Origin of the sequence: Chamaesiphon sp. VAR_48_metabat_403 (genome assembly GCF_031422475.1) — a bacterium.
Lineage (GTDB): Bacteria > Cyanobacteriota > Cyanobacteriia > Cyanobacteriales > Chamaesiphonaceae > Chamaesiphon.
On the sequence record NZ_JANPLS010000498.1, the window covers coordinates 1 to 17,759 of the forward strand.

Sequence of the window (17,759 nt, forward strand, 5' to 3'; positions counted from 1 at the left end):
GATGCTGCAAAACGCGCTATTCTCGATCGAGAAGAACTCGTGATTCCAGAGCATCTTGAAGCCGCAATTCAAGAAATCTCCCGTACCTAAAAAGTTGATCCGCATCCGCCTTTAGCATGAACGAAGCCAATAGATCGTTTCCCCACATCGAACTCAAATTTGCTACTGAAGGAACAGCATTTTTCCAGACCTTTCCCAGAGATAAAACACCGAAAACTCAAGCTAATTTGGGTGATAGTTGGGGGCATGGCAGCAAACTCAATAATTCGGTTTCGGGAATTGTCTCAGATTGGCAGGATCTCGTAATAGAAAGAAAAAAAGCACAAAAGCCAGAATTGCCAGATGCTGTCCCCTTAATTTTACAGATCGATCCAACTGCGTTCGATGCAGAAGATCTGCGTAAATACGGGATTGAAGTCATCGCCGAACTAGAGGATGGATATATTATCGGAGCATCAGCCGATCCTCAATTTACAGATTTACAGAAAAAGATCGAGCAATTTATCAATCAAGAACGCGGGGGCGGCAAAGTCCCAGAAATTTGGGATATCCTCGATGGTACGAAACGACCTGAATATATCCTTGCCCCAGAATTGCAAGCACAATGGGGTCAAATTGAAGATGACCGACTATACACCGTAGATGTTGGTATTGCTTGCGTTGGAGAGAAATCGCAACTACGAGCTTATCCTAAACCAAATGAAAATAGAACTCAGGAAAAGGATCTGATTATTACTCAACGGTGGATAGAGGAACGCGATTTAACATATCAACGATGGGATGAGATTAAGAGTAAGCGTGAAGATGAATTCGATCTTTTTGTGCAGGAATATCAGGGAGAATTGCTAGATATCAGGGATGGTGAAATCATCACTCATACCGAGCTACCCGATAGCTTCTCCTGCCGGATAAGTATTTCTGGCAAGGGTTTGAGAGATCTAGTCTTGAATTTCCCCTATGTGTTTGATGTCAGTCTGCCTGATGAAGTTGGAGATGATTTGTCTGGGGAGACTGAATTAGAAGAAATTGCAATATCTTTTACCTTGGAACCACCGGGTCAAGATGCCCCCAAAGTTTGCGTTATCGATAGCGGCATTGAGGACAAACATCCATTACTGCAATCGGCGATTATAAAAAATGATTCTCGATCGTGGGTGCCCAATGAGACTGGATTAACTGCCGATCTTGTCGAAAATGGTGGACATGGCACCCGTGTCGCTGGAGCGGTCTTATATCCCAATTTAATCCCCATCAGCGGACAAAAGCAGGCGATCTGCTGGCTGCAAAATGCTCGCGTACTCGATCGAAAGTGTTATTTGTCTAAATCACTATTTCCACCAACTCTCCTGGCAGAAATTGTCGAATTTTATCATGGTCAAACAGGAACGAGAATTTTCAATCATTCCATTACAGGAAGAACGCCCTGTCGGACTCAGTACATGAGTGCATGGGCAGCCGAAATCGATAATTTATCATGGCAATATGATATTTTATTTATCGTGGCAGCGGGCAATCTTCCCTTTAATGAACGTATTGGTCATCTCAGATTACCAATCAAAGAAAATCTCCAAGCTGGCAAACCTTACCCAGATTATCTACTACGGGATTCTTGTCGAATTCCCAACCCCGCACAGAGTTTTCAAGCTCTTACTGTTGGCTCTGTCTCCCTGCAAACATTCAAAGACTTATCAAAAACATCGATCGCCCAGCAAGATTATCCATCCTCTTTTTCCTGCACGGGTTTGGGAATTTGGGATTCAATTAAACCTGAAGTAGTTGAGTATGGCGGCGATGTCGTCTCTGATGGCGGCACACCTCCCAGTCTGACAACACCACCAGAAGTATGTCCCGATCTAGTTCGTTCCACATTAGGCGGTGGGCCGATGTCAGCACGAGATCGGACTGGAACTTCCTTCGCAGCTCCCAAAGTAGCGCACATTGCCGCTTGTCTGGCGGCTGAATTACCTAATGAAAGCTGCTTGCTATATCGAGCATTAATCGTGCAATCAGCCCGTTTCCCAAGCTGGGTAGAAACCACAAATTTCGATCTCTACCATGCTATTCGGTTACTGGGCTATGGCATTCCCAATCTCGATCGAGCCTTGGGTAATTCCACTAACCGGATTACGCTAATTGCTAGAGGCGAACGGCGGATTGCCGCCCGTCAAGCTCAGGTTTATGAAGTAAGCCTACCAAATGAATTACGTTCTCCAGGAGAGGATTTGGATATTCGCATTGAAGTCACACTTTCCTACAAAGCCCAACCTCGACGCACCCGCCGCGCTCGAAGAAAATATCTTTCCACATGGTTAGATTGGGACTGTAGCAAAAAAGGTGAGGTTCCAGAACGATTTTTGGACAGAGTACTCAAAGAGTATGATGCTCCAGCAGAGGTCGAAGAAAGCGAGAGCATTTTTAACTGGGTTTTGAACAAACGCAAAAATTGGGGACAGGCACGGAATGTCTCCAGACAGGAAGGCACATTACAAAAAGATTGGGCAATCGTTAAATCATACGATTTGCGCGAGTCATTTTGTATTGCAGTCGTCGGACATGAAGGCTGGAATAACGATCCCAATGCCACTGTTCCCTATGCCCTAGTAGTCAGTTTTGAGGCAGTAAATACAAATATCCCGATTTACACTTCGATCGCTAAGGTTCAAGTTCTGACTCAGGTAGAGACTGAGGTATCCATCAAATCGTAAGTTCGAGCTGTTTTCTGATGCTTAATCATCGATCGAAACAACATTTGACACTTCCGACATCGCCCCGACTCCCATTCCGCCGGAATCGGCAAATGCACCTCACAATTGGGACACTTATACAGCAACCGCAATTGATGCTTCTCGCAAGCAGCCGTAGATTGAAACTGCCACTTCATTCGATGGTAAGGAGCCTCATCATAACAAGCACAACAGAGGCGGATAATTCGGACATTAATCGGCTCCCCTTTCGGCGGAAACATCAGCAACAACCGATCTCCCTCGATCCCCATCACCTTCCCCAACTGTTCCAACTGCTTCAACGTCGGAAATGGATTCAAGTAAAACTTCTCCCACCGCGACATCGCCGTACCCAACTTCAACTGTCGGCTTAAACTCCCGATCGACGATAAACTCACTACCTCCTGACGCTTCCATCGACCGAGATAATGGCTGATACTCTCATCCTCATCAGGCTGGAGCACGACACTAAAATATTCCGCTGTAGAATCGCTCATATTTACTCCTCGATCGAAAATGCTCTGTCTTTATCTAAAATAAAATTTATCCGATCCCAACTTGCGGCGGTTGAACGTCAGTCAATACCTTGGAAATATTGAAAGGGTTAATTTCGATATTTGGATTGTCTAGCCGCCAAATTGCAATTCGTTTGAGTAGATCGTAAAGAGGCTGAATTTGACCATCAGATGATTGATTCAGATTTTTTATAATGTCCTTATCTGTTGCTAGATTCATTGGTTTAGACCAACCCAATGAATCTTCCCACTCTTTAATGACAGTAGTTATTTCACCTATAGACAAAACACTTAGCCTGTGATGGTTCAGAAAGGTATTATGAATGGGTAAATAACTTTTTCTATGTTGAGCATCGAGTATTTCATCCAATCTGCTCGTTCCACACAAAACCACAGAAATTCCACGTTTTTCCGAGATCCTCATCAGTTCGTTCAAACCAGAAAACAGCAATAGATCTGCATCGAACAGTCTGTATTGTCAACATTAGATAGCATCGATCGATCTGCTGTTTCGGCTTCATTCACTTCAGCAGATGCAGACAAAGCTTTTCCTAATTCGTACCGTTCCGGTGTCTGACTAACAACTCGCTGATGCTCGTCTTTCCGATTTTGATTGGTAGTTTTTTTACCTTTACCTCTCTTTTTCTGATTCATTTCTTTGACTTTCTCATTAGCAAAATTGTTCAAATCTCGCTGCTGTGCCAGAATTGAAGTTTGGTCGATTGCTTTGCCTTCTTTTCGGATTTGTTTTTCCCGCTCTTTCCATTCTCGCAGCGAGAGGCGAGACTCAGACAAATCTCTAGAGCGAATAACACCTAAATACTTCGATGGTTGACCATCCTGTTCGAGAGTATAAACTAGTAATTTAACAATATTGCTCGGATCGTATCTGATTGTTACCTTGTCATCATATTTTGCTAGAAAATCAATATTTTTGTCATATCGCTGATAGCCCTGTTCATCACGGACGAATCCCGCGCTATAGATCAAATTCTCAAAGACAACACAGCCATATTTCTGAACAGTTCGCTCTTCTTCCTTCATCAGACAAACATCTAATTTTCGCTCGTCCTCTATTCGTCGGGGTTCACCTCCAGGAATTCCATTCCACCAACGATTGAGACATGTTTGATTTCTAATTCGTGGATACAAATGTTGATTAACATGATCCACGAAATGCCGGACTAACTTTCGATCGTACTCCTCGTAAATCATGCAAGCGTATTTCTCCGCATTCTCTGGACGTTCCTCGATCGTGCCACCTTTGTATCCTGGTAGCAGCGAGGAAAACTCATCTTTGACTCTCCGAAAAGAACTCTCTACAATGCCACCCTGTTCCTTGTGCAATCGCAGCCTGAGCTTAAACCCTAACTCCATCGCAACTCGTCTCAGATGCCCCGACTTAAATTCGTTGGCTCGATCGGTCACTATATATTCTGGTAATCCACAGACCTCCCATTCCTTTTGAAGTCCATATTCAGCCCCGTAATGTTTGGGCAAAATAGCATGACGCAAAGCTAACGCCACTTCATGAGAACCTGCCGACATAAAACTGAGGTAGTAACCCATGATGCAACTGGAGTAGCTGTCAATTACAGAGGTGATCCAAACACAGCCCACAATATTATCGTCAGCATCCACCAGTAGGTTGTCTAATTTAGTATGGTCTATTTGCCAAACTTGGTTGCTCCGTTCGACTACGATATCTTCTCGAACATTATCCTTATCGATAGTTTTGATAACGATACCTGGCCCTTGTCCTGGATTCTTTTTCGGCTTTTTCTTCTCTACTAAAGGATTGAGAACACTGTATACGAATCCGATCGATGGATATTCACCTTTATCTTCTGCCAATCCTAGCTCTTTCACCGCATGAGCCTTCACCTGATTGAATGTCTGGCTACGACTCATTCGTCTGCTATTTTTATTGCCGCGCTTGTAGGTCGTAAGAATGAAGTCAGTCCATTCAGCAACACTTTTCCCCTGCCACTGCTTAGATCCTCTCTGCTCACCTGCATCAATGCGTGTAAATCTAACTAATGAAGCCAATCCCTCTTGCTCCACTCGTTCGAGCAGTCGTGTCACTGTGCGCGGATGCACTTCTAATCGATCGGCCCAGAGTTTGATTTTCTCTGTTCGCTGGTGCTCTGAAGCTTGAGAAATGTCCTCGACAGCTTGAACCCGCTGCATGATTTTTGCTCGATCTTCGAGATCCTCTAACAGACTCTCAATGATTAATCGCTCCTGTGGAACGGTTGGAGTCAGTGGAGTCTCAATTTCTTCGGAATGCTGCTCGATCGAATCTCGATCTATGACGGATGCAGCCTGCATTTCTGGCGTATGTGGTGATAACATAGCATTTAGCAAGGAAAAGGCATTTATCTATGTTAGACTTTATCCATCGCTTTTGAGAAAAAGGCAAATATCTATTTAATTTCTCGCAAAGGAAAACAACAGAGTTCCGACCGCCATAATCGTTTGCTGAACTAAGTTTCAGCCATTATCTCTGGCGTGACATTAATTATGGAAAGTGGACAAATATCTGTTAAATGTACACCAATCGTAGGCTATGTGTACATTAACTAATTATTGTCACTGTTAACAGATTATAGTTTTACAACAACCGATCGGGTTGGAGATCGGGCCGATCGACAGTGCGGTTTAGATGCTAGGATGTAGCCAGTCTTTGGCATCGCCGCTCGAAATAAAAATTGGGAGATCGTGAATAGCCACGGAGATCGATGGGGAAAGATTGGTGCAAAATCCAACGCTGTCCCGCAACTGTAATGTGTTCGAGGTGCGATGATTTCCGACTTACATCGGATTTAATCTTGAATTAACTGAGTCAGAACACCCATCGTATCGAATATAGATCGCGTTCATCTGCGAGGTTCAAGGTGACTATCTCTAAAATTAATGAAACCAAAATATCAAAAAGCCGCCACCTTACTGGCAATGCTGGGCTTGAGTGCTTATTTAGTAATTGCCACACCCACTCCAGCCCATGCGATGCACATTGCCGAGGGTTACTTACCGATTGAGTGGGCGGCGTTCTGGTGGGTAATTGCCTTACCCTTCTTTGGATTGGGATTGAGATCGATCGATCGGATTACCCAAGCACATCCAGAACTCAAGTTGCTTTTAGCATTGTCTGGAGCCTTTACTTTCGTCCTCTCCGCGCTGAAGATTCCATCTGTCAATGGTAGCAGCTCTCACCCAACAGGGACGGGGCTGGGGACAATTTTATTCGGCCCATTGGTGATGTCGGTAATCGGTGGATTAGTGTTGCTGTTTCAAGCAGTACTACTGGCACATGGCGGATTGACAACATTGGGTGCAAATGCATTTTCAATGGCAATTGTCGGCCCGATGGTCGCTTATGTGGTTTACAATGCGATCGCTAAAACCGGACATCAAAAAATTGCCGTGTTTATGGCTTCAATGTTAGAAGATTTATGTACTTATTTAGTAACTGCCGTACAATTGGCTCTAGCATTTCCCGCCGTACAAGGTGGATTTGTAGCAGCTTTTATTAAATTTGTCGGCGTGTTTGCAATTACCCAAATCCCACTGGCAATTAGTGAAGGTTTATTAACCTTGCTGGTCTGGAATTGGCTGCAAGAATATGGGCAGCAAGAATTAAAAATACTCCAGCTCTTTCAACAACGAAATAATTTAAATGCAAAAACTAGCGAATAATTGGTGGCTATTGGGTATTGCTGTTGCCTTGTCTTTTGCCCCAGTTTTGATTTTTCAGGGTAAAGAATTTAAAGCGACGGATAGTATTAATATAACCGCGATCGAAGAAGTTAAACCGGGCTATAAACCTTGGTTTGAACCTGTGATTAAACCATCCGGCGGCGAAGTTGAAACCTTCTTATTTGCCACTCAAGCTGCGATCGGATCGGGGGTAACTTGTTATATTTTAGGCTTATATAAAGGGCGCACCGAACGCCGGAAAACAGATGAAATCGTCCCCTCGATCGAACACCGCGATTAGTGCATATTCATCTCGATACGCTTGCCTATAGCAATCGGCTGCGCCATCTTCTCCCTAGTCAAAAGCTCTGGTTTGCCCTCATTGTGCTGCTGTTGGCTCTGGTAACTCACTATCCGGTACAAATCATCATTTTTGGGTGGATGAGCGTCTGGATTACGATCTATGCGGGGATACCGCGTCAGATTTATGGGGCGATGCTGTTGGGAGTTTCGGTGTTTTTGGTGACTAGTCTGCCTGCGATCGCGATCGAATATGCTAACAACATCTCTTCAGAAATGCAGTCTGATGCCTTGTGGCAAATGCAGGTATGGGGCGGGCAGATCTATCTCAGTCATCGCGGTTCGGTGCGGGCACTCGAACTCATCATTCGCAGTTGGGCGAGTACTTCCGTGCTATTTTTTATCGTCCTGACAATTCCTGCGATCGATCTGGCGGCTACTTGTGCAAAAATTGGCTGTCCGCCGATTCTCATCGAATTATCACTATTAATTTACCGCTGTATTTTTCTGTTAGCAAACACCGCCCAAACGATCGTTACCGCTCAAGTTTCACGCGGTGGTTATCGGACTCAAAAACTGAGAATGAACAGCTTAAATTTATTAGTTCGTCAATTAATTCAACGCACGGTGAGTAGGTATCGACAGTTAAGTTTGGGAGTAATGGCACGCGGCTTCGATCGAGAATTTCGATTTTGGCAACCGCAATGTTATCAATACTCTCAACGTTATGCTAGTGAGTCGATCGTCGGTTGTGTAGTGCTGATAATTGGAGAGATTTTATACCGGATCTATGTCTGAATATTTACTAGAATTTCGGGATATTTATTATAGTTATCCACTGGCGACTGCGCCAACTTTGCAAGGCTTGAGCTTTCGGTTGCCCACACATAAAAAAACAGCCCTAATCGGTGAAAATGGTTGTGGCAAATCGACAATGTTTCTAATTGCCGATGGTTTGTGTAAACCCGATCGCGGGACAGTGTTACTAGACAATTTACCATTAACATTCGATCGAGCCGCACTCAAAAGATGGCGACAGCGAGTAGGGTTAGTATTTCAAGATCCCGAACAGCAACTTGTCGCCCCGACTGTTGCAGCAGATATTTCTTACGGGTTGTGCAATCAAGGTTTACCCGAATCAGAAGTAGCGGCAAAAGTTACGAAAACTCTCGCCGATTTTAATTTAGAAACTCTAGCAATGTCTCCACTCCAGCACCTCAGCTTAGGACAAAAAAAGCGGGTGAGTATTGCTGGCGTAATGGCTTTACAACCAGAGTTATTATTATTAGACGAACCGACGGCTTATCTCGATCCAGTCCAAACTCGTACCCTGTTAGTAGAACTAGAATCGATCGCCCAATTGGGGACAACGCTACTAATTGCCACTCACGATTTAGATTTTGTCTATCAATGGGCAGATTGGGTTTTGGTGATGGAACGGGGGAAATTAATTGCCGAAGGCGAAACTCTAGCAGTTTTTCAGCAGCTTCAATTTATGCCAAACTTTGAATTAGGAATGCCACTATTATGGCAAATCTGGTCGCGAATGTCCCCATTAATGAGCCAAAAAGTTTCCGCTCCTAGAACCATTGCGGAATTGACTATTTACTTAGACAAGTTAGCACAACCCGAACCCTAGCTGCCTGGATAATATTTTCAAGTAAGACTTGAATGACAAATACAGAAAACGGTTGGCGTGCAACAGAGTTGTGATGCATTATTTTTTGATGATGAAACTAACCCAGTTGTCTTTTCTGGTTATATCTCTTACGAGGGTAGCATTAGATCGATCGAAGCACTGACCTGACAACTGTGCAAAATCGCTCAGGTGTCTGGGATGTTCGACGTGCGTGCTAACTTCTTTTCCCTTAACAAATGCTAGAACATTTACACCACCTTCTGATAATACAGGAGCTTTTTTTTCTAGATCCCATTTGAAACCGAGCGTTTGTTCGGCTTTGTTGTTGTTGGAATATGGGCCAAATATACAAACACGTTCCCAACTAGAATCACCCACTTTGGCAAGATCGATTCTCTCCGAGTTATTGTAATCTATCTGTGTATCAATTTCGGTGCTGATTTTGCTGAGGCTGGAGCCACAAGACGTGATTAGAAAGAGACAGAGAATAGTAATGTTTTTCTTGATTTCACGATAAGCCATGATATTTGATGAAATAGCAATTAATCCGTTCTGTGAGGCGGTCTTCTAATGTTTGAGCTTACTCCCTTTCCGCTCAAAGACTATAGATTAGCTTTTTCTTTATGCCCTCTGCGCTCTTTGTCTTGATTTGTTGTCTTGTCGTTTTTTTATTCGGGGGTTCCCCCCGAATAAAAACGCCGCTAAACCGTCGGGGAACCCGACGAGCACAAATCGCTGCGCCTCTGCGGTTAAAAAAAAGATCTCTGACAGCAATAGGGTAGAAGTATAATCTATATTCTTCTGGCGAGAAGGGAGTAACAAAACTGACTGAACAAACATCCGCTAAGACACCTTCGCAATTACCGTACGGTGGCGCGGTGTATTGGCGGTAATTGTCGGCGCATCGAAACCAGCATCGATTAGTGCTTGGGCAATATCGAGGGTAAAATATCGATCGAGATACGGCTCGGTACTTTTGAGCAGTGTTAAAATGTATGGTGCCATTTGAGCATAAATATCCGATGCTGGATTCATATCCATAATGGCAATATGTCCGCCCGGTTTGAGTAAGCGTTTCGCTTCTTGAAAAATCTCGCGGGTGGCTGTCTGCGGTAGCTCGTGACAAATTAAAAATAAAGATACCAAATCATAACTATGTGCGGGTAACCCAGTATTTTCGCCTGCGGCGTGAACCCAATTAATTTGGGTAGATTGTTGTTGCTCGGCGCGGTAATTAGCAATTGCTAAAAAGTAGGGCGAGAGATCTAAACCCGTTACATGTGCGTCGGGATAAACTTGCTGCATGGCAAATGTGCTCATCCCCACACTGCAACCGATATCGAGAATAGTTTGCGGTGGCGCGGGCAAAGATCCGACTACCAAATCGTGATAAGTTTGGCGGAGCTGAGTATCGCCAGTTTTGCCAGTTTCGGCAAAGATCTTGGCATGAACCGAGTAGGCGGCGACTTCGACTTCCATGGCGGCATCCCAACTCATATTCCCGCGATCGTACGCATGAAATGAGGTGAGATAATATTTGGGATACTCAAGATTGGGGTTGGTAATCTCGGCTAAATCTGTCTCCCACTGCAGCGAAAATGCCTCAGAACCACCCCGCGATCTCAAAAACTTCACATCATCCCGCCAAGCCACCCCGATCGATTCCGCCCGTTTGATAATCAATTCCCGCGCTTGGTTTTTGGCAAATTTCGCGATCGGTTTAATTGAGAGCAAGCTATTTACTACCTGGCTGGCAATCCGATCTGTCGGTTTGATGGTGGCTGTCATGTGGATTTTGGATTTTGGATTTTGGATTTAGGGTGCGAGTCTTTCAATTTGCCATTTATCGACTAGTCGCCGATAGCGTAACCTATCGTGGAGCCGACTGGGACGACCTTGCCAAAATTCAATTTCGTGGGGAATAACGCGCACTCCACCCCAGTGTGGCGGTTTGGGAATTTCGCGATCGTGGTATTCGGTTTCTAACTGTTGCAATTTCTGTTCGAGGATCGATCGATTTTCGATAATCGTACTTTGATCTGAAGCCCACGCACCCAGTTGACTGCTGTGCGGACGACTGTGGAAATAGCTGGTAGCTTCCGCTTCTGAGACAAATTCTATTTTACCCTCAATCCGCACTTGGCGTTCTAAATCGCCCCAGAGGAAGACTAAAGCAGCATAGGGACAGTTTTGAAGTTCTACCCCTTTTTGACTGTTGTAATTGGTGTAAAATACAAATCCGCGATCGTCTACAGCTTTAAGCAAAACAATTCGCGCTGAAGGTTTACCCTCAGCCGTTACCGTCGCCACTGTCATTGCGTTAGGCTCTAATAAATCCGCCGCTACAGCTTGCTCGAACCACAATTGAAATTGAGCGTAAGGATTCGCCAGAATATCTGATTCTAATAATCCTGCTTGAGTATAGTTTTTGCGTAAGTCAGCAATTTTCATGAATTAGTGAATAGTGAATAGTGGATAACTTGCACTACTCCTCCCGTTCTAGCATTTGTTTGGCATCGGCTAGTTTTGCTAATTGTTCGGGGTTAATTTGGGGGTAGGCTAATTCTAACTGCTTGAGACGAGCGCAGATAATATCTGCGACCGTTAACCGGGTAAACCACTTGCGATCTGCCGGAATAATGTGCCAGGGAACGGCTTCGGTACTAGTATGGTTAAAGATATCGGTATAAGCTGCTTGATAATCATCCCAACGATCGCGTGCTTTAATATCGTCAGCACTAAATTTCCAGTGTTTTTGGGGTTCTTCGATCCGTGCTAAAAACCTTTTTTTCTGCTCGGCTTTAGAGACATGGAGAAAAAACTTAATGATGACTACACCATTATTGGTTAAATACTGCTCGAAATCATTAATTTCTTGAAATCTTTGCTTCCAAATCTGTTTGAGATCGACATGTGGTAAATTCTGTTTGAGTAGCAATTCGGGATGAATGCGGACGATGAGCGTTTCTTCATAATACGATCGATTGAAGATGCCAATTCGTCCGCGTTCGGGCATACATTTGTGAGCGCGCCACAAATAATCGTGGTCTAATTCTTCCGTTGACGGACTCTTAAAACTGTAGACTTGACAGCCTTGCGGATTGATACCAGACATCACACGTTTAATCGTGCTATCTTTTCCGGCTGCATCCATCGCTTGGAAAATAATTAAGACCGCAAATTTATTCTGGGCGTACAGAATATTTTGATACTCTGCCAATTCGACAATATTCGCCGCCAGTTTAGTTTGTGCGGACTCTTTATTCTCAAATTTTCCCGTATCCGCCGGATCGTAATCCTGAAGATCGATCTTTTTGCCAGGTGGCACGATCGTGATATGGCTAGACATAATTGTGCTTCCGATTTAGCCTGATTGGGGCGGCATCTCTACATTTTAATGACTTAATGCCTGTCAGATCCGGATTGCCGGGACGATTTGCGATCTCGATCGCATAATTTATTCGATTCACAATTTGGTAAAAATGTCAATCAATAATTGACTTAACTAGCTCTTAACCTTAATTTTTGGCGATCGCGGTTTACTTGTTTGCCCTTGTCCTGATACATTGAGCGAATACTGACTCATAGAATTAATAATTATACTTTTGTATTTATGAAAGTCCTGGTAATTGGCGGTGATGGTTATTGTGGTTGGGCAACTGCGCTGTACCTGTCCAACCGGGGGTATGATGTCGGCATCTTAGATAGTTTAGTGCGGCGACATTGGGATTTAGAACTGGGAGTAGAGACGCTTACGCCGATTTCCACCATCCATCAACGGATTCAACGCTGGCAAGAATTGACTGGGAAAGAAATCGAATTATTCATCGGCGATATTAATAATTATGATTTCTTACAAAAATCGCTCCAAAAATTTCAGCCCCAAGCTGTAGTCCATTTTGGCGAGCAGCGTTCGGCACCATTTTCGATGATCGACAGGGAACATGCAGTGCTGACACAGGTAAATAATGTCGTTGGCAATCTCAACCTGCTCTATGCACTGCGCGATGATTTTCCCGATTGTCACCTCGTTAAATTAGGGACGATGGGCGAATATGGTACGCCAAATATTGATATCGAAGAAGGGTACATCACGATCGAACACAACGGTCGTACCGATACATTACCCTATCCCAAGCAGCCGGGAAGTTTTTATCACCTGAGCAAAGTTCACGATAGCCACAACATTCAGTTCGCCTGTAAAGTTTGGGGCATCCGCGCGACAGATCTCAATCAGGGGGTAGTATACGGGGTGCTGACAGAAGAAACCGGAATGGACGAACTGCTCATCAACCGTCTCGACTATGATGGCATCTACGGTACGGCTCTCAATCGCTTCTGCATTCAAGCTGCGATCGGGCACCCGCTAACGGTGTATGGTAAAGGCGGGCAAACTCGCGCCTTCTTAGATATTCGCGATACCGTCCGCTGTGTCGAACTCGCGATCGAAACTCCCGCCAATCCCGGCGAATTCCGCGTCTTCAACCAGTTTACCGAGATGTTTAGCATCAACGATTTGGCACTGAAAGTCAAGCAAGCCGGAATTACATTAGGATTGGATGTTAATATCGACACGATCGACAATCCCCGCATCGAAGCCGAAGCTCACTACTTTAACCCCAAAAATACCAATCTCCTCAAGCTCGGACTTCAACCACATTTCCTCTCCGATTCGCTCCTAGATTCGCTCCTCAATTTTGCTATCAAATACCAAAACCGCGTCGATCGATCGCACATTTTACCTAAGGTAAGTTGGAAACGGGAATAGGAGAGAGGCTTTAGGCTTTAGGTTCTAGGTGTTAGGGGAAGAGAGAATAGGTGTTAGGCTTTAGGTTTTAGGGGAAGAGGAATTAGAGATTAGGGATTTTAGAGGACGCTTGCGTCTCAAAGCCCTAAGCCTAAAGCCCAACACCTAAAACCTAAAGCCTAAAGCCTAAAACCTAAAGCCTAATTTGAGGTAAAATAATGGAGAATTAAGATGCTGTGTTAGGAAAAATAAATTTTATGAAACGGTTTGCCCGTCTGCTGGTTGCTTTTAGTCTCTGTGTGACTTGTTTCGTTGGTATCGCGCCCCAAGCAATGGCGGCTAGTTGGAATAGCTCCACAATCTTCTTGGCTGCTGAACCAGCAACTGGAGAAGTCATTCGCAATAGTGCCGATAGTAAACTAGGCACAGAATTTGGGAAGAAAATCGATCTCAACAATACTAATGTTCGATCGTTTCGCAAGTATCCAGGTCTTTATCCTACCATCGCCCGCAAAGTAGTGGACAATGCTCCCTATAAGACGATTGAAGATGTGTTGAGTATTCCTGGTTTGAGCGAGAAGCAAAAAGAAATGCTCAATGCCAATCTTGATAAATTCACGCTCACCTCTACGGATGATACCTTTAACGAAGGTGGCGATCGCTATAACAATGGTTATTACTAACTAAGTAATTTACAACTTTATCCCATGTTTCACTTCCCGCCTACATTCATGGTGGGATTTTTTTGTGCCGATCGTCACAGATAATGGAATTAGGGGATAGTGGATAAGCTTTAGAAATAATTGTCTTTCTTTCTCCTTACTCCCCACACCTCCCACACTCCCCCCACCCCCACCTATGCCCTTAACTACCAACTTTGATGTCATCGTCGTGGGAGCGGGAGCGGCTGGATTGTACTCAGCACTGTGCTTACCAGCCTCACTGCGCGTCGCGATCGTGAGTAAGGCTAGTTTACCCCTATCGGCGAGCGATTGGGCGCAGGGGGGGATTGCAGCGGTAGTAGATCCCCAAGATTCGGTAGACTTACATATTGCCGATACGCTCAAAGCGGGGGCTGGATTATGCGATCGAGCTGCGGTAGAATTTTTAGTTACCCATGCGGCAAAATGTATCGAATCGCTCGTAGATCTGGGAGTAGGATTCGACAGAGTAGATGAGAAACTAGCATTAACATTGGAAGCGGCTCATTCCCGTCCTCGCGTACTTCATGCGGCGGATACGACGGGGAGAGCCTTAGTTAGTACTTTAGCCGATCGAGTCTTAGCACAACCAAATATTACAGTATTTACTCATGCCTTTGCCCTAGATTTATGGCTGGAAGCCGGAACCTGTCGGGGGATTAGTCTGCTGTATCAAGGGAAAATTATGTGGGTAACAGCTACCGCCGTCGTCTTAGCCACAGGTGGTGGGGGACAAGTGTACGCGCAGACTACCAATCCCGAAGTCAGTACTGGCGATGGCGTGGCGATGGCGCATCGTGCGGGGGGACTGCTGCGAGATCTAGAATTCGTCCAATTTCATCCTACCGCGCTGACCAAAGCTGGCGCGCCGAGATTTCTCATTAGTGAAGCGGTACGCGGTGAAGGTGCTCATTTAGTCGATGACAACGGTTATCGATTCACCTTCGACTACCATCCCGCTGGCGAACTTGCCCCTAGAGATGTCGTCAGTCAGGCAATTTTCAGTCATTTGCAAAAACACAGCTCCGATCCCGCTACCGGGTGTGTCTGGCTCGATCTCAGCCCCATTCCTGAATCAAAAATTCGCCACCGCTTCCCCAACATTATAAAAGTCTGTCAACATTGGGGGATCGATATTCTCAATCAACCGATTCCAGTTTCGCCAGCCGCACATTATTGGATGGGTGGAGTGTATACAGATTTAATGACACGTACTAGTATTCCGGGCGTATATGCAGTAGGTGAAACTACCAGTACGGGAGTACATGGAGCCAATCGCTTGGCGAGTAATTCATTATTAGAATGCGTGGTATTTGGAGCGCAATTAGATCTAATTCCGTTGGCGGAGCCTCTTGGCAAGAAAATCGCGCCGCACTCCACAGATGTGGTAATTAATTCAGCCCCAATTCCCATCCCCAATTTAGATCTGTGGGGCGAACGATTAGCCCAAAATTCGGAACCTTGGATCGATAGAGTCCTTAATATCCGCGAAGAATTGCCGCGTTTAATGTGGCAAGCCGCCGGAGTTTGTCGAGATCGAAACAATCTCGAAATAGCTATCGATCGAGTCAAAATTTTGCAATTAGAATTCGATAATTTACCGATTTCTAAACTAATTACTCAAATTCTACCATTACAATCGGGCACTCTTCCCACAGCAATATCCGAACCAGATCTGCGAACTTGGGGCGAAACTCGCAACTTATTAGATATCGGAATTTTAATACTAACTAGTGCATTAATGCGAACCGAAAGTCGTGGCGGACATTTTCGCACTGACTTTCCCCATGTCGATCCAGCTTGGCAAGTTCATACGCTTGTCGAAAGAGAGCGGTGGTTTAAATCTGACTTATTGGCAGACTCGTACCCAGCGTAACAGATCTTCATCTATTCCTATTTCTGTCTGGAAACAAAGGCGTGCGCGAGCCGCTCCCCACACTCGCCATACCCAAAAAATCTCACTGACAACTTGCGTTAATACTATTCCTCCTCGCTATTGGGTGTTGCAACTATTGGTAACTGCTGTCGCCGTTTGCCGATAACATAATAAACCCCACCAGCCCCGATCGCCATAAATGGTATGAATGGTAGCAACCATAATAATCCCAACACCAGATTTGTCCCCAGACTCCCCGCTGCATGAGTAGAATTTTTCCAAGTTTCCTGCACTTGTACCCCAAAAGCATCACTGCTCGGCGTAGCAGACTGCATCTCCTCAATTTTTAAATTAATCGTCGAATAAGCCACCTGTTGGCGGAGATTTTTCACACTCGCATCCAACTGTTCGATCTGCTCGCGGATCGCCGAAAGCTCCTTAGAAACAGCCAAAATATCCCTAACCGAACCAGATCGCTCCATGATTTTACGCGTCAAATCCTCCTGCTGGCGAAGATTCTTCAGCCGCGCATCTGTATCGACAACTTGCTGCGTTACATCTTCAGACTTCACCCCTTGGCTCTCTACCTTGCCCAACTTGGCAATTTCAGCCACAGTCGCATCCAAAACTTTGCTAGGTACCTTCAGTACCAAAGTAGCTTGCCGATGCCGATCGTTATCTAAAGATCGATCGTCCTGAAAATCATAAATATCGCCCTGCTTACTCTGCACGAGCTGACGCAGTTGCACCATCATCTTATCGATCGATTCCAACCGGAGCGAGATCTCTGCTGTTCTAACTAGTTGGGGCTTTTGCGGCATTACAGCGGTTGTTTCGGCTGCTGGATCTTCTTTATTTGCAGATTTAGCCTCAGCCATCACCGCAGGTGATGGCTGAGGCTAAATCTGCCGTCGAACTCTTCCGATCTGCTGTACTTGAGTTGCCACAGCTATTTAAAGCAATGCTTACACCGATCGCCAGTCCCACTAAACCGATCGACCTGCCATCCGACTTCGGTCTTGGTAAATAGTTCATCGTCCTCACACTCCACAATTGTTTTGAATTCACAATGAAGATTTCTACAAGAACGGATTGGCTAATTACAGGCGTTTCGGGGGGCGATCCTGCCACCTTCTGAAAAAATATTTAGCCAAATTGAGCAGGAAAGCAACTATAAAGAGGTTCAGAGCCTTGCCCACACCAGGAAAAACAAATTTTGCCAAAAAGATTGACATTCCAAGTTAGGTGGGATATATTAGTAAAGCGGTCGAGGGAAACAGCAACACGGCATCGACGAAAGTCGCTCTGTGAGCCAATCTTTCTACCCTGAACCTAGACAACTATATAGTTTGAAAGCCTATACAACCTCGTTAAATTCGTTAACACGATTATAACAGGTCTTTGGCTTAATGCCAAGGCCAAGACTTTGTAACGAGTCTTTAAATATTACACACGAGCCAATTCTACATGGCTTTTCATAAATATTATGGAGAGTTTGATCCTGGCTCAGGATGAACGCTGGCGGTATGCCTAACACATGCAAGTCGAACGGAACCTTA

General features: G+C 44.9%; 17 protein-coding genes, 1 rRNA gene and 1 riboswitch. Of the genes, 9 read left to right on the plus strand and 9 right to left on the minus strand.

Features of this window, described 5'->3' with window-relative positions:
- Positions 1–116: 116 nt before the first annotated feature.
- On the plus strand, positions 117–2,705 hold the full coding sequence (locus tag RMO79_RS23410; protein ID WP_310485675.1) for a S8 family peptidase: 2,589 nt from the start codon (positions 117–119) through the stop codon (positions 2,703–2,705).
- Here the strand turns inward: RMO79_RS23410 and RMO79_RS23415 are convergent.
- From RMO79_RS23415 to RMO79_RS23425, 3 genes are all read right to left on the minus strand, one after another.
- Entirely contained in the window at positions 2,672–3,220 is a 549-nt protein-coding gene (locus RMO79_RS23415) for a TniQ family protein (RefSeq protein ID WP_310485676.1), read from the minus strand. The genes RMO79_RS23410 and RMO79_RS23415 overlap by 34 nt on opposite strands.
- Positions 3,221–3,266: 46 nt before the next feature.
- Positions 3,267–3,524 carry a hypothetical protein gene (locus RMO79_RS23420; protein ID WP_310485677.1) on the minus strand — a complete coding sequence of 86 codons (258 nt, stop codon included), beginning with the start codon at positions 3,522–3,524 and terminating at the stop codon, positions 3,267–3,269.
- 146 nt (positions 3,525–3,670) lie between these two features.
- Positions 3,671–5,593, minus strand: coding sequence for a transposase family protein (locus RMO79_RS23425; RefSeq protein WP_310485678.1), 1,923 nt, complete (start codon positions 5,591–5,593; stop codon positions 3,671–3,673).
- 342 nt (positions 5,594–5,935) lie between these two features.
- Positions 5,936–6,115: riboswitch (cobalamin riboswitch) on the plus strand.
- A 39-nt stretch (positions 6,116–6,154) separates the two neighbouring features.
- On the opposite strand from RMO79_RS23425, the gene RMO79_RS23430 reads away from it, so the two are divergent.
- From RMO79_RS23430 to RMO79_RS23445, 4 genes are read left to right on the plus strand one after another with little or no spacing between them, the layout of a single operon-like run.
- A complete protein-coding gene (locus RMO79_RS23430; protein WP_310485679.1) occupies positions 6,155–6,937 on the plus strand; it encodes an energy-coupling factor ABC transporter permease in 783 nt (260 codons plus the stop codon).
- Positions 6,918–7,238 carry an energy-coupling factor ABC transporter substrate-binding protein gene (locus tag RMO79_RS23435; RefSeq protein WP_310485680.1) on the plus strand — a complete coding sequence of 107 codons (321 nt, stop codon included), beginning with the start codon at positions 6,918–6,920 and terminating at the stop codon, positions 7,236–7,238. The genes RMO79_RS23430 and RMO79_RS23435 overlap by 20 nt, the downstream gene beginning before the upstream one ends.
- Positions 7,238–8,035, plus strand: a complete 798-nt coding sequence (cbiQ, locus tag RMO79_RS23440; RefSeq protein ID WP_310485681.1) for a cobalt ECF transporter T component CbiQ — start codon at positions 7,238–7,240, stop codon at positions 8,033–8,035. The genes RMO79_RS23435 and cbiQ overlap by 1 nt, the downstream gene beginning before the upstream one ends.
- Positions 8,028–8,876, plus strand: coding sequence for an ABC transporter ATP-binding protein (locus RMO79_RS23445; protein WP_310485682.1), 849 nt, complete (start codon positions 8,028–8,030; stop codon positions 8,874–8,876). The genes cbiQ and RMO79_RS23445 overlap by 8 nt, the downstream gene beginning before the upstream one ends.
- Before the next feature lie 78 nt (positions 8,877–8,954).
- On the opposite strand, the gene RMO79_RS23450 is transcribed toward RMO79_RS23445, so the two are convergent.
- The 4 genes from RMO79_RS23450 to RMO79_RS23465 all read right to left on the minus strand — a co-directional run bounded on the left by RMO79_RS23450 (position 8,955) and on the right by RMO79_RS23465 (position 12,225).
- Positions 8,955–9,398 carry a hypothetical protein gene (locus RMO79_RS23450; RefSeq protein WP_310485684.1) on the minus strand — a complete coding sequence of 148 codons (444 nt, stop codon included), beginning with the start codon at positions 9,396–9,398 and terminating at the stop codon, positions 8,955–8,957.
- Positions 9,399–9,719: 321 nt separating this feature from the next.
- Entirely contained in the window at positions 9,720–10,664 is a 945-nt protein-coding gene (locus RMO79_RS23455) for a class I SAM-dependent methyltransferase (RefSeq protein WP_310485685.1), read from the minus strand.
- 27 nt (positions 10,665–10,691) lie between these two features.
- Entirely contained in the window at positions 10,692–11,327 is a 636-nt protein-coding gene (gene pdxH / locus RMO79_RS23460) for a pyridoxamine 5'-phosphate oxidase (RefSeq protein WP_310485686.1), read from the minus strand.
- 34 nt (positions 11,328–11,361) lie between these two features.
- Complete coding sequence (locus tag RMO79_RS23465) at positions 11,362–12,225, minus strand: polyphosphate kinase 2 family protein (protein ID WP_310485687.1); 864 nt, start codon at positions 12,223–12,225, stop codon at positions 11,362–11,364.
- Between the two features lie 264 nt (positions 12,226–12,489).
- Here RMO79_RS23465 and RMO79_RS23470 point away from each other — a divergent pair, with 264 nt between their 5' ends.
- The 3 genes from RMO79_RS23470 to nadB all read left to right on the plus strand — a co-directional run bounded on the left by RMO79_RS23470 (position 12,490) and on the right by nadB (position 16,200).
- Positions 12,490–13,644, plus strand: coding sequence for an NAD-dependent epimerase/dehydratase family protein (locus RMO79_RS23470; RefSeq protein WP_310485688.1), 1,155 nt, complete (start codon positions 12,490–12,492; stop codon positions 13,642–13,644).
- Positions 13,645–13,880: 236 nt separating this feature from the next.
- Complete coding sequence (psbU, locus tag RMO79_RS23475) at positions 13,881–14,306, plus strand: photosystem II complex extrinsic protein PsbU (protein WP_310485689.1); 426 nt, start codon at positions 13,881–13,883, stop codon at positions 14,304–14,306.
- A gap of 175 nt (positions 14,307–14,481) precedes the next feature.
- The gene (gene nadB / locus RMO79_RS23480; RefSeq protein WP_310485690.1) at positions 14,482–16,200 is read left to right on the plus strand and encodes an L-aspartate oxidase; all 1,719 of its coding nucleotides are present in this window, start codon (positions 14,482–14,484) and stop codon (positions 16,198–16,200) included.
- A gap of 104 nt (positions 16,201–16,304) precedes the next feature.
- Here the strand turns inward: nadB and RMO79_RS23485 are convergent, their stop codons facing one another.
- On the minus strand, positions 16,305–17,078 hold the full coding sequence (locus RMO79_RS23485) for a DUF4349 domain-containing protein (RefSeq protein WP_310485691.1): 774 nt from the start codon (positions 17,076–17,078) through the stop codon (positions 16,305–16,307).
- Positions 17,071–17,235 (minus strand): hypothetical protein, encoded by a 165-nt coding sequence (locus RMO79_RS23490; protein WP_310485692.1) that lies wholly within the window; start codon positions 17,233–17,235, stop codon positions 17,071–17,073. Before RMO79_RS23490 ends, RMO79_RS23485 begins: the two co-directional genes overlap by 8 nt.
- Before the next feature lie 448 nt (positions 17,236–17,683).
- Between RMO79_RS23490 and RMO79_RS23495 the strand changes: the two genes are divergently transcribed.
- Positions 17,684–17,759 (plus strand): 16S ribosomal RNA (locus RMO79_RS23495); the annotation flags it as partial.

Excerpts from the sequence above, each read along its gene's own strand:
- RMO79_RS23435 (WP_310485680.1), top strand. The coding sequence starts at position 6,918 with ATGCAAAAACTAGCGAATAATTGGTGGCTATTGGGTATTGCTGTTGCC.
- RMO79_RS23410 (WP_310485675.1), top strand. The coding sequence starts at position 117 with ATGAACGAAGCCAATAGATCGTTTCCCCACATCGAACTCAAATTTGCT.
- RMO79_RS23445 (WP_310485682.1), top strand. The coding sequence starts at position 8,028 with ATGTCTGAATATTTACTAGAATTTCGGGATATTTATTATAGTTATCCA.
- RMO79_RS23490 (WP_310485692.1), bottom strand. The coding sequence starts at position 17,235 with ATGAACTATTTACCAAGACCGAAGTCGGATGGCAGGTCGATCGGTTTA.
- RMO79_RS23450 (WP_310485684.1), bottom strand. The coding sequence starts at position 9,398 with ATGGCTTATCGTGAAATCAAGAAAAACATTACTATTCTCTGTCTCTTT.
- psbU (WP_310485689.1), top strand. The coding sequence starts at position 13,881 with ATGAAACGGTTTGCCCGTCTGCTGGTTGCTTTTAGTCTCTGTGTGACT.
- RMO79_RS23415 (WP_310485676.1), bottom strand. The coding sequence starts at position 3,220 with ATGAGCGATTCTACAGCGGAATATTTTAGTGTCGTGCTCCAGCCTGAT.
- RMO79_RS23465 (WP_310485687.1), bottom strand. The coding sequence starts at position 12,225 with ATGTCTAGCCATATCACGATCGTGCCACCTGGCAAAAAGATCGATCTT.
- RMO79_RS23485 (WP_310485691.1), bottom strand. The coding sequence starts at position 17,078 with ATGGCTGAGGCTAAATCTGCAAATAAAGAAGATCCAGCAGCCGAAACA.
- pdxH (WP_310485686.1), bottom strand. The coding sequence starts at position 11,327 with ATGAAAATTGCTGACTTACGCAAAAACTATACTCAAGCAGGATTATTA.
- nadB (WP_310485690.1), top strand. The coding sequence starts at position 14,482 with ATGCCCTTAACTACCAACTTTGATGTCATCGTCGTGGGAGCGGGAGCG.
- RMO79_RS23425 (WP_310485678.1), bottom strand. The coding sequence starts at position 5,593 with ATGTTATCACCACATACGCCAGAAATGCAGGCTGCATCCGTCATAGAT.
- RMO79_RS23470 (WP_310485688.1), top strand. The coding sequence starts at position 12,490 with ATGAAAGTCCTGGTAATTGGCGGTGATGGTTATTGTGGTTGGGCAACT.
- RMO79_RS23430 (WP_310485679.1), top strand. The coding sequence starts at position 6,155 with ATGAAACCAAAATATCAAAAAGCCGCCACCTTACTGGCAATGCTGGGC.
- RMO79_RS23455 (WP_310485685.1), bottom strand. The coding sequence starts at position 10,664 with ATGACAGCCACCATCAAACCGACAGATCGGATTGCCAGCCAGGTAGTA.